The following is an 8,088-nucleotide window of genomic DNA, read 5'->3' on the forward strand; positions in this document are numbered from 1 at the left end:
GAACAATCCTTTATTTAAGGCATCTTCTGTTAACTTAGATTTATCAATACTTCCTAATTCATCTCCATTATCAGCCACTAAGGTTACTTTTCCGTCTCCTTTATCCTGTAACTTTACTCCTGCTCCTTTACCTAGATTATCAGCTAACTTATCTAATGCATCCTGTACATTTTTAGCATCTATACCTGATTTACTATTGTCGTAACCAATTGCCTTAGCATTGGTATCAATCGTAGTAATCACTTCACCTTTACCATCTTTGAAAGTATAAACACCATCCTTGATTTCAACTACTGTATTATTTGAATCAAAACTTACTGTTTTACCATTCTCATCGGTATAAGTAAAAGTTCCATCTCCTTTATCTAGTAATGTAGTCAAAGTCTCGTTTGCCTTAACAATAGTGCTAAACTTAGAGTTATCTACATTTACCCATGAGTTAGTAGTCTCATCCCATTCTTGGAAGATAACATCACCTGTAGATTGATCATATACAATCTTAGTAAACCCACCTTTAGATTCTGTTAGATAAGTAATATAATCGTTCACTGTCTTAAATGTACGTCCATCAACAGTAATAGGCCCTTTGTTTACTATCTCCTCAAAGTTATTTACAACTCCCCCCACTACATCAATAGCATAGATTCCTTTTGGCAAATTAGAAGCATCTACTGTAGTTGGCACTACACCTTTATTTTCTACTAGATACTCTTCAGAAACGTAGTATTGCTTTTTATTGAAAGTGATAATAACAGTCTTACTCTCGTTAGCTGTTACCACATCTTTAATAGATACCTCTTTTGTTTCACCATCTTTAGTTATATAAGTAAGTTTATCGCCATCGTAATAAACATTACCACCAACGTAGGTTCCATCAAGGAAGTTAGTAATATGATCTTGAACAGATTTATTATTGATAATATCACCAAATTTATTGATAACCGCCTGTTTTACTTCAATGCGAATACCTTTACCAATAATATTACCATTGCGATCTACAGCACCTTCATTATAATAAATATAGTCTCCAGTTTCTTTGTCATAAGTAATTGTAGTTAACTTATCTTTTATCTCAACTTTCTTACCATCACTGTCAATATAATAAAGTTTATCACCTTCATATACAACATTACCTTCGGTATTATTTATGATATTTTTGATGATATTCTCAACCTTATCTCCATCCTTGTTTACAATTTCTTGAAAATTATTTACAACAATCTCTGGGATATCCCCTTCATTGGTAAGGCGTACCCACTGATCAATAAACCAATAGTAAAATCCAGGAGTTAAACCTTTTTCTTTGCCTGATGCTTTAACCGAAGCGGTATTAAACACAAGCAAACTATTAATTCCATTGGTAGGGAAATTAATGATTGTGGTTCGGTCTTGATATCCTGTTAAACCAAGTCTTGGGATAAGCACCCCTCTATTGCTTGATTCAACAGTTAACTCAGCCGACTTATTGGGTTTTACAGTTCCCACTCCCACTTGAGAATAGGCACAAAAAGACCCAGTCATTAACAATGCAACTGATAGTAATCTTTTTTTCATACTTTTTTTTATTCAATTTGTTAATCGTAATTCACACTTGGATAGAAATAGAGGAGATAAAACTTCCTAAACCTAAACTCTGCTATCTTAAAATATCCAGACTAAAAACTATTCTATACTTTATGTATTATTTGGTTCAAATTTACCCTACACCATGTTAAAATACGTTTCAAAAGTACCAGTACCACTACAGTTAAGGCCTACTGAAACAAAGTTTAACAATTAACTTTTCGCAACACCCAACAATCTCACAGAGAAACACAACTAATTAAAAAACAAGGAGTATCAAGTCATTTTTTGTCATTAAAAGCAAAAGAAGAGTAGACAAAACATCCCCTGACCTTATTAACACAATAAGGCAAACAAGGTATTAGTCTGTAATTAAATTTTGAATCAATACAGTTGTTAATTAACTTTCTAACAACTCAGATGGAGGAAAGCCCATCACATTTACAAACGCTCTATAAAACGATACTCTACTATTAAAACCACATAATTCTGCAGCTTTTTCTACATTCAAATCCCCATCAGCATTAGTGCGCAATAAAGTAACAGCATACTCGATGCGAAAGCGGTTAATATAGTGAGTAAAGGTATTTGCTTCGGTACGTGCAAAAAAATCTTTCAACTCTGCTTTGTCACGTTTCAAAATCTTGCTAAGCTTTGATAATGTTAAATCGTGTTTCAAATATAACTGTGGCTCAATCACTTCTCTCCAAATTAATTGTTTAATTTCGAGATCATTAGCAGCTTGATCACCTTCTATCTTATCCGTAATAGGAGTCATGGCTTCTATATCTACAATAGCAAGTGACTTTTCCCTCACTTCCACAACAACCTCTGCTACTTTGGGTTGTGCTATAACAGTATTTTCCACATTTTTTCCTTCTTTCTCTGAGCGCTTACCTTTCCATGTATGTACAGCTAAGAAAACTACGGATACTACCAATACAAGAGCCACATGTAATGTATAAATAGCAATATTACTCAGCAAAAGAGTCTCTGTAAACAAAAATGAAATCCCTAAAAAAGAACCAATAAAAAGCGAAATGATATAAAATGTAGGTATACAACGATAGTAAGACTTTAGAGAACTCTTACTCAATGTGACAAAGCCCAAACAAGCGTAGCCTATATTCAATATCCCTGTAGTTATCAGTGCCACACAATTCGCTTTTAGCATAAAGTCAACATTATTGGCCAAGGAAGTCGAATAGACGATCACATAGACAATCAATAGCATCAATGCTATATAAAAATGAACAAACAAATATTTATTCTTGAATCCCAATAAAAAGATTAATAGAGATCCATTAAAAAAGCTAAAGATTAAACCTAAAGAAAAATCCTCGTTCAACTGTAATTTTTGTGCTAAAAACATCAACATCCAATTAAAAACCAAGATAGCATTCACAAGAATTATCTTGAGATCAGACAACTGTCTTTCTTCTTTTGAACGGTAAATAAATAAAAGTGTTAGTAGTAGTAATAGTAAGGTGGGGAACATATATAATTTTAATCGATTTTAATATTTCTGTCTTTATAATCGGAGGCTTTCATACCAACAAAGTGAACAAAGTATTTATTAAATGTAGTAAAGGAGCGAAATCCTGAACTCTCAGCAACAGAAACAATGCTCCAGTTTTGTTCATTTCTAAGTAGATTCAACGCATGTGCGATACGATACTTGGCAAGTAATTCATTGAAAGTCAAGTGAAAAAAATGCTGAACAATCACACTTAATTGCCTCTGATTCTCCAATCCAATTTCGCTACTCAATTGCTTGGCTGAGAAAGTGCTCTGTAAATAATCGTCACTACTTTCAAAAAAAGAAACAATCTTCTCCGCGATTACATATTCTGAGACTATACCGCCTTTTTCTTTTGTTAATAATACTCCTTGAAATTCTACTTGCTTCTCCATACCTTTCGTTTCAGGAACATCACTTAAATGGTGGCTGTGAATAACAGTATACAAAATAAATCCTCCTGTTATCAAAGACAAGATTATGGCAGAAAGCTCTAACAACAAATGCAAATAACTGAACAATAAATCGTTAAAATATAAATCCCTGCCAAAAACACTTACCAAATACTCGAGATTAAACAAGAGAATATTTAATCCAAAAAAAATACTCAAGAAAACAATAAACTCGATTTTAATCTTGCATTTCACTTGCTCAAAGTTCAGGGGACACAAGAAGAAAATAAAATATAACACAGCTATAAAGTTCATAATCCCTATTGCAAGCCAATGGTTTAAATCAAAAAACAAAACGACAGACCCAACAAGAGAAATAATAGACAATTGCTGTACAATTGTTCTCTGCCATCTCTCTTCAAAGTAAACTACACTTGAATACAGCAATACACTAATGAGAAATGGAAATAAACTACGCTCACTTGTTAAAGAAATTAAAAGCACCAAACCAAGGCCTAATAGCAAGATAAATGCTCCCAACAAAAGTTGAGTCATCTTACTACGCAAATTCAAGTCAATATTTGATAATAATCTATGCATTTTTTTTCAATTTAGGTTGTGTAACACATTGCCCGTCACAAAGTAAGACCATAAAATCTCAAATAGTCACAAATTCTAAATAAATAAACAAAATACTCTACAACATCAATTACAATTTAAAGGTTAACACACATATTATATCATAATAAAATCACAAATAGCGACTAAAAAAATATAATTTTATATAAAAAAACAACTTAAGAACAGTAATGTTAAACTTTACTTTTTAACAAAGAATATCTTATTTGGATCTACTAAACTCCACTTTAAGCAAAGTAGTTAAAAAAATAGCAGTTCATTACCTAAGCTACTAACATACTTACTCAAATCGACACAAATAAACATAATTGTCACTAAATTACACTCAGAAAGTCACAACGTATTGTATAAAACACTTTACTGATAAGGCTACCGATTTTATCTAAAAGGTAGCCTTATTTTCTTCACTACAATTCATGGCTTAATTCTTGAGATACCCATTTAAAAACTATAGCTGTACATTAGCGTTTTCTAATCTAAAAACTACTTAATACATACCTATTTAATCTAAAGTTTGTTTAACTTTGACAGTTACTCACATAAACAAACACAATATGATAATCGGAATCACCTTTGCCGCATTTTCACATTTACACGCAGGATATATCAAAATGCTTGAAGAGGCCAAAAGCCAATGTGATTACCTCATTGTAGGCTTAAACACTGTTGCCAATTACGACCCTACTGCTCCAATTGTTCAAGACTTATCTTTAGTGGAACGCTATATTCAATTAAAAGGATGCAAATACGTAGATGAGATTATTCCCTACCAAAATGAAACAGACTTAGAAGACATTATGCACGCCTATAAAATAGACGTTCGAATCATCGGTAAGGAATACAAGCTCAAACCCTTTACAGCGAAAGAATACTGCTTAAAGAAGAATATCCGCATTTACTACAACAATATGGATCTTCGACCAAGGAAAGTAATGCGTCAAAAATAAAAAGAGATGCCGTTTGGATAGCATCTCTTTCTTAAACATACCTCTAAATACTATTATTACTTAGAGCTTACTAACTATATCCATATTTTATGGACGCGGCTCACCTATCACAGGTATACCATTAAATTCAGCTTTAAAGTGCTTTTTAAAGTCACTTAACCTAACCATATCGACAACTACTTTATAGTTTGCCCCTTGTTTTGTTATGATTATATCTCCATAATCAATATCTGTATCTTTTTCATTGGTCTTTTTGTTTAGGATAGTATAAGATTTTCCTACTTGTCCAGGTCCAGGATTTATCTCAGCTTTACTATTTCTGATATACTTACCTTCTTTTAATTCTTCTTCTTTAGCATCTGTTGCAGCAATTTTAAATGTTACATCCCACTCATCACTTGTAAAGTATAGATAGTATGTCACATTCTTATTTACTTCATCCCCAGTAAAGTTCAACTTGGTAAAACGCAACGTTCCATCGTCCACTGGATCAGTTGGCACCTCCTTGGTTCTCACCTCTTCAGAGACTACAACTGTCATTCCCGTTGCAGAAAGCCCCGCCGCGTAGATTACATAATCAGTATCAGGCTTAGACACTTTTGGTTTTAAATTAGATGGTTGTTTTAAATTAATAATGTTATTCCCATTCTCTAAAACAAACTCTGCTGTGATATCCAAGTCTGCTACATCGGCTTTCTCTAACACCATATACCTTGCCTGTACAGCATCAGTTGGAGTAAGCGTAAATAACACTCTCTCGTGTGTCGCATCTACCTCAGTTAAAGCAATGCTAACATCTACCACTTGATCCTTAGTTGTAAACCCAATCCCTTTGTCGGTCATCGTTACAACTTCCTCTTGGTTTAGAGCTGCTACATACAGTTCGTATTCTTTACCAGGTAGTAACCCTTCGGCAGTAACATCCCCCTCTAAAGCCTCTACCTTTACACCCTTTTCTAAAATCTCTTTTTGACTTACTTCCACACCTTTGTCCACAATGTGATAGTAAGCGCTCACAGCGTGTTTAGCCCCTAAAGTAAAGGTTACACTACTTTCAGTCACTTGTTTTACCACAACATCCAAAGTTGCCTTTTCTGCTTCTTCTTCCGGTTCAGTAGGCTCACTTTCCGTAGGCGGTTGAGAATAGGGCGCACTATCGTCACTCGAACAGCTTACAACCGTAACTGAACCTAACAAGACAAGAGATAACAAGCTTAATCTTACAGATTTTATCTTCATATTTATTAACTTTTACTTTTAGTTCGTATTGAATTATAATAAACAATAATAGTATAAATAATGCAATAATCATAAAAAAATAAAATAAATATTACATATAAATCAAATACAAACTCATATGTAACAAAACATTTAAGCTAATATTAACTAAAATAAAATACTATCCAAACAGCATACAGTCAGTCGGCAATCACCATAAATACAATTAGTTAACCTCTTGTTATCCCTATCACTGATTTATGCTCACAACTCGATCTATTAAAAAATCGTATATTTACACTATAGTATTTAATCGCAGAGAACTTCTGTATTATTACAAGTCTTTGGATTGAGATACAAACTTTTTATACTTTTAAGAATGATCCTTTTTCTTCATTCGTAATAAAAAAAGGAAGCTAATCAGCTTCCTTTTTTTATTATTTACCATTATTTATTAACACTTCATTAAGTTAATCGATACTTTATAGATAAACCTAAAATGAGAATTATATCTACTTTTACATCGCTATAAAAAAGAAACATAAATTAGTAAAGTGTTTAAAAGATGTTCCACAATTTGTGGGCATCTTTTTTTATTTTATAATTGTGCTTTTCACAAAAAAAAACATTGCATAAAATTAACTTTCAGGTTATTAACTTTTATAGTCTTTCACATACATCTCACCGTTGTATTTAAACTCCAGTTTGAATGCCCCATCCAAAGACTCGTAGTTAAACATCAGCTCTGTCTCTCCATCTGCTCTTGCTTTAGCATCTAATTCTTTTACCTCAAACTTTCTGATTTTAAGTTCTGACTCGTGAAGCTTGTTAAAAGTATCGCTTACTTCATATCCCTTGATAGAGGAATACACCGAGCGCACTATCGTATTGTCGTTTGTCGGCAAGACGCGTTTTCCATAATCAGTCACCTCTCCATCGCTATTGACCTTAATAGTTGGGTTAATTACCCAAATATCGACAAATATAAAACTTCTACCCGCCTTGTCATTAGCCTTGTTTCTGATGATCAAAGTATATTGATTTGCATAGGCGCCATCAGTTGTTTTCTTGACAGTTCCAACATTTTCACCATTTACTTCTTTAACATCGAAATCAAAACTAACCGCATCAATCTCAAAAGCATCTCCACTTAATACTAAAGTATCTTGGTAAGGTATCTTGTCCTCTAAAACAGTTAGAGAAACCTGATTTGAATCTATAAATCCTTCTCCTTTAGCCACAAATGAAACCAAACCAGAGGTTTTAGCCACATAAGTCATTTGCTCCAATGCCTTCTCGCTACCTACTTCATATATCTTCACACCACTACTAAGCTCCTCTTCTCCATTGAAAACCTGAAAAGTAACCGTTTCGCCCTCTGTCACTTCCTTGTGACTTAACCTTAACTCTAAAGTAGCCTTACCAACGTTAATCACTACTTCATTACTCCCAGCAAAATCTTTGTGGATAGCACTTACCGCATACTGACCAGCTTTATCAAAGGCGTGTTTAGCAGAAATACTACTGCTATTTACCACAAACTTTGCTTCTTCCACCACAGCACCGCTCTTGTCTTTGGCAGTAAACTCAACTACTTCCCCAACTGTAACATCTGTAGCTGTTGCACTCACTACAAGCCTACTCTTTACTTGTACATCTTCACCCTCTACAGGAGCTACTGTATTATCATCACTACTACACGAGGACAATACTAATAAAAATGCAAAAAGAAAACATAATTTCTTCATAATACTCTTACTTTAATTAATTATTCATTGTTGTCCGATAAAAAGAGTAGTTTTTTCAGACT

General features: G+C 33.4%; 5 protein-coding genes and 1 pseudogene. 1 reads left to right on the forward strand and 5 read right to left on the reverse strand.

What is annotated here, in order from left to right:
* The 3 genes and pseudogenes from GJV76_RS14740 to GJV76_RS14750 form a co-directional block, all read right to left on the reverse strand.
* Positions 1–1,554, reverse strand: a pseudogene (locus GJV76_RS14740) (hypothetical protein); the annotation flags it as partial.
* 409 nt (positions 1,555–1,963) lie between these two features.
* Positions 1,964–3,061, reverse strand: a complete 1,098-nt coding sequence (locus GJV76_RS14745; RefSeq protein WP_155093355.1) for a helix-turn-helix domain-containing protein — start codon at positions 3,059–3,061, stop codon at positions 1,964–1,966.
* A gap of 8 nt (positions 3,062–3,069) precedes the next feature.
* Positions 3,070–4,074 carry an AraC family transcriptional regulator gene (locus tag GJV76_RS14750; RefSeq protein WP_155093356.1) on the reverse strand — a complete coding sequence of 335 codons (1,005 nt, stop codon included), beginning with the start codon at positions 4,072–4,074 and terminating at the stop codon, positions 3,070–3,072.
* A 593-nt stretch (positions 4,075–4,667) separates the two neighbouring features.
* Here GJV76_RS14750 and GJV76_RS14755 point away from each other — a divergent pair.
* Entirely contained in the window at positions 4,668–5,060 is a 393-nt protein-coding gene (locus tag GJV76_RS14755; protein ID WP_155093357.1) for an adenylyltransferase/cytidyltransferase family protein, read from the forward strand.
* 87 nt (positions 5,061–5,147) lie between these two features.
* On the opposite strand, the gene GJV76_RS14760 is transcribed toward GJV76_RS14755, so the two are convergent.
* Together GJV76_RS14760 and GJV76_RS14765 are read right to left on the reverse strand one after the other, a co-directional pair.
* Entirely contained in the window at positions 5,148–6,299 is a 1,152-nt protein-coding gene (locus tag GJV76_RS14760; RefSeq protein WP_155093358.1) for a hypothetical protein, read from the reverse strand.
* A gap of 632 nt (positions 6,300–6,931) precedes the next feature.
* Positions 6,932–8,026: a hypothetical protein gene (locus tag GJV76_RS14765; RefSeq protein WP_155093359.1), complete on the reverse strand. Its 1,095-nt coding sequence runs from the start codon at positions 8,024–8,026 to the stop codon at positions 6,932–6,934.
* Positions 8,027–8,088: the final 62 nt, after the last annotated feature.

The sequence above is a fragment of the Myroides albus genome (genome assembly GCF_009711045.1).
GTDB classification, from domain to species: Bacteria; Bacteroidota; Bacteroidia; order Flavobacteriales; family Flavobacteriaceae; genus Flavobacterium; species Flavobacterium album_A.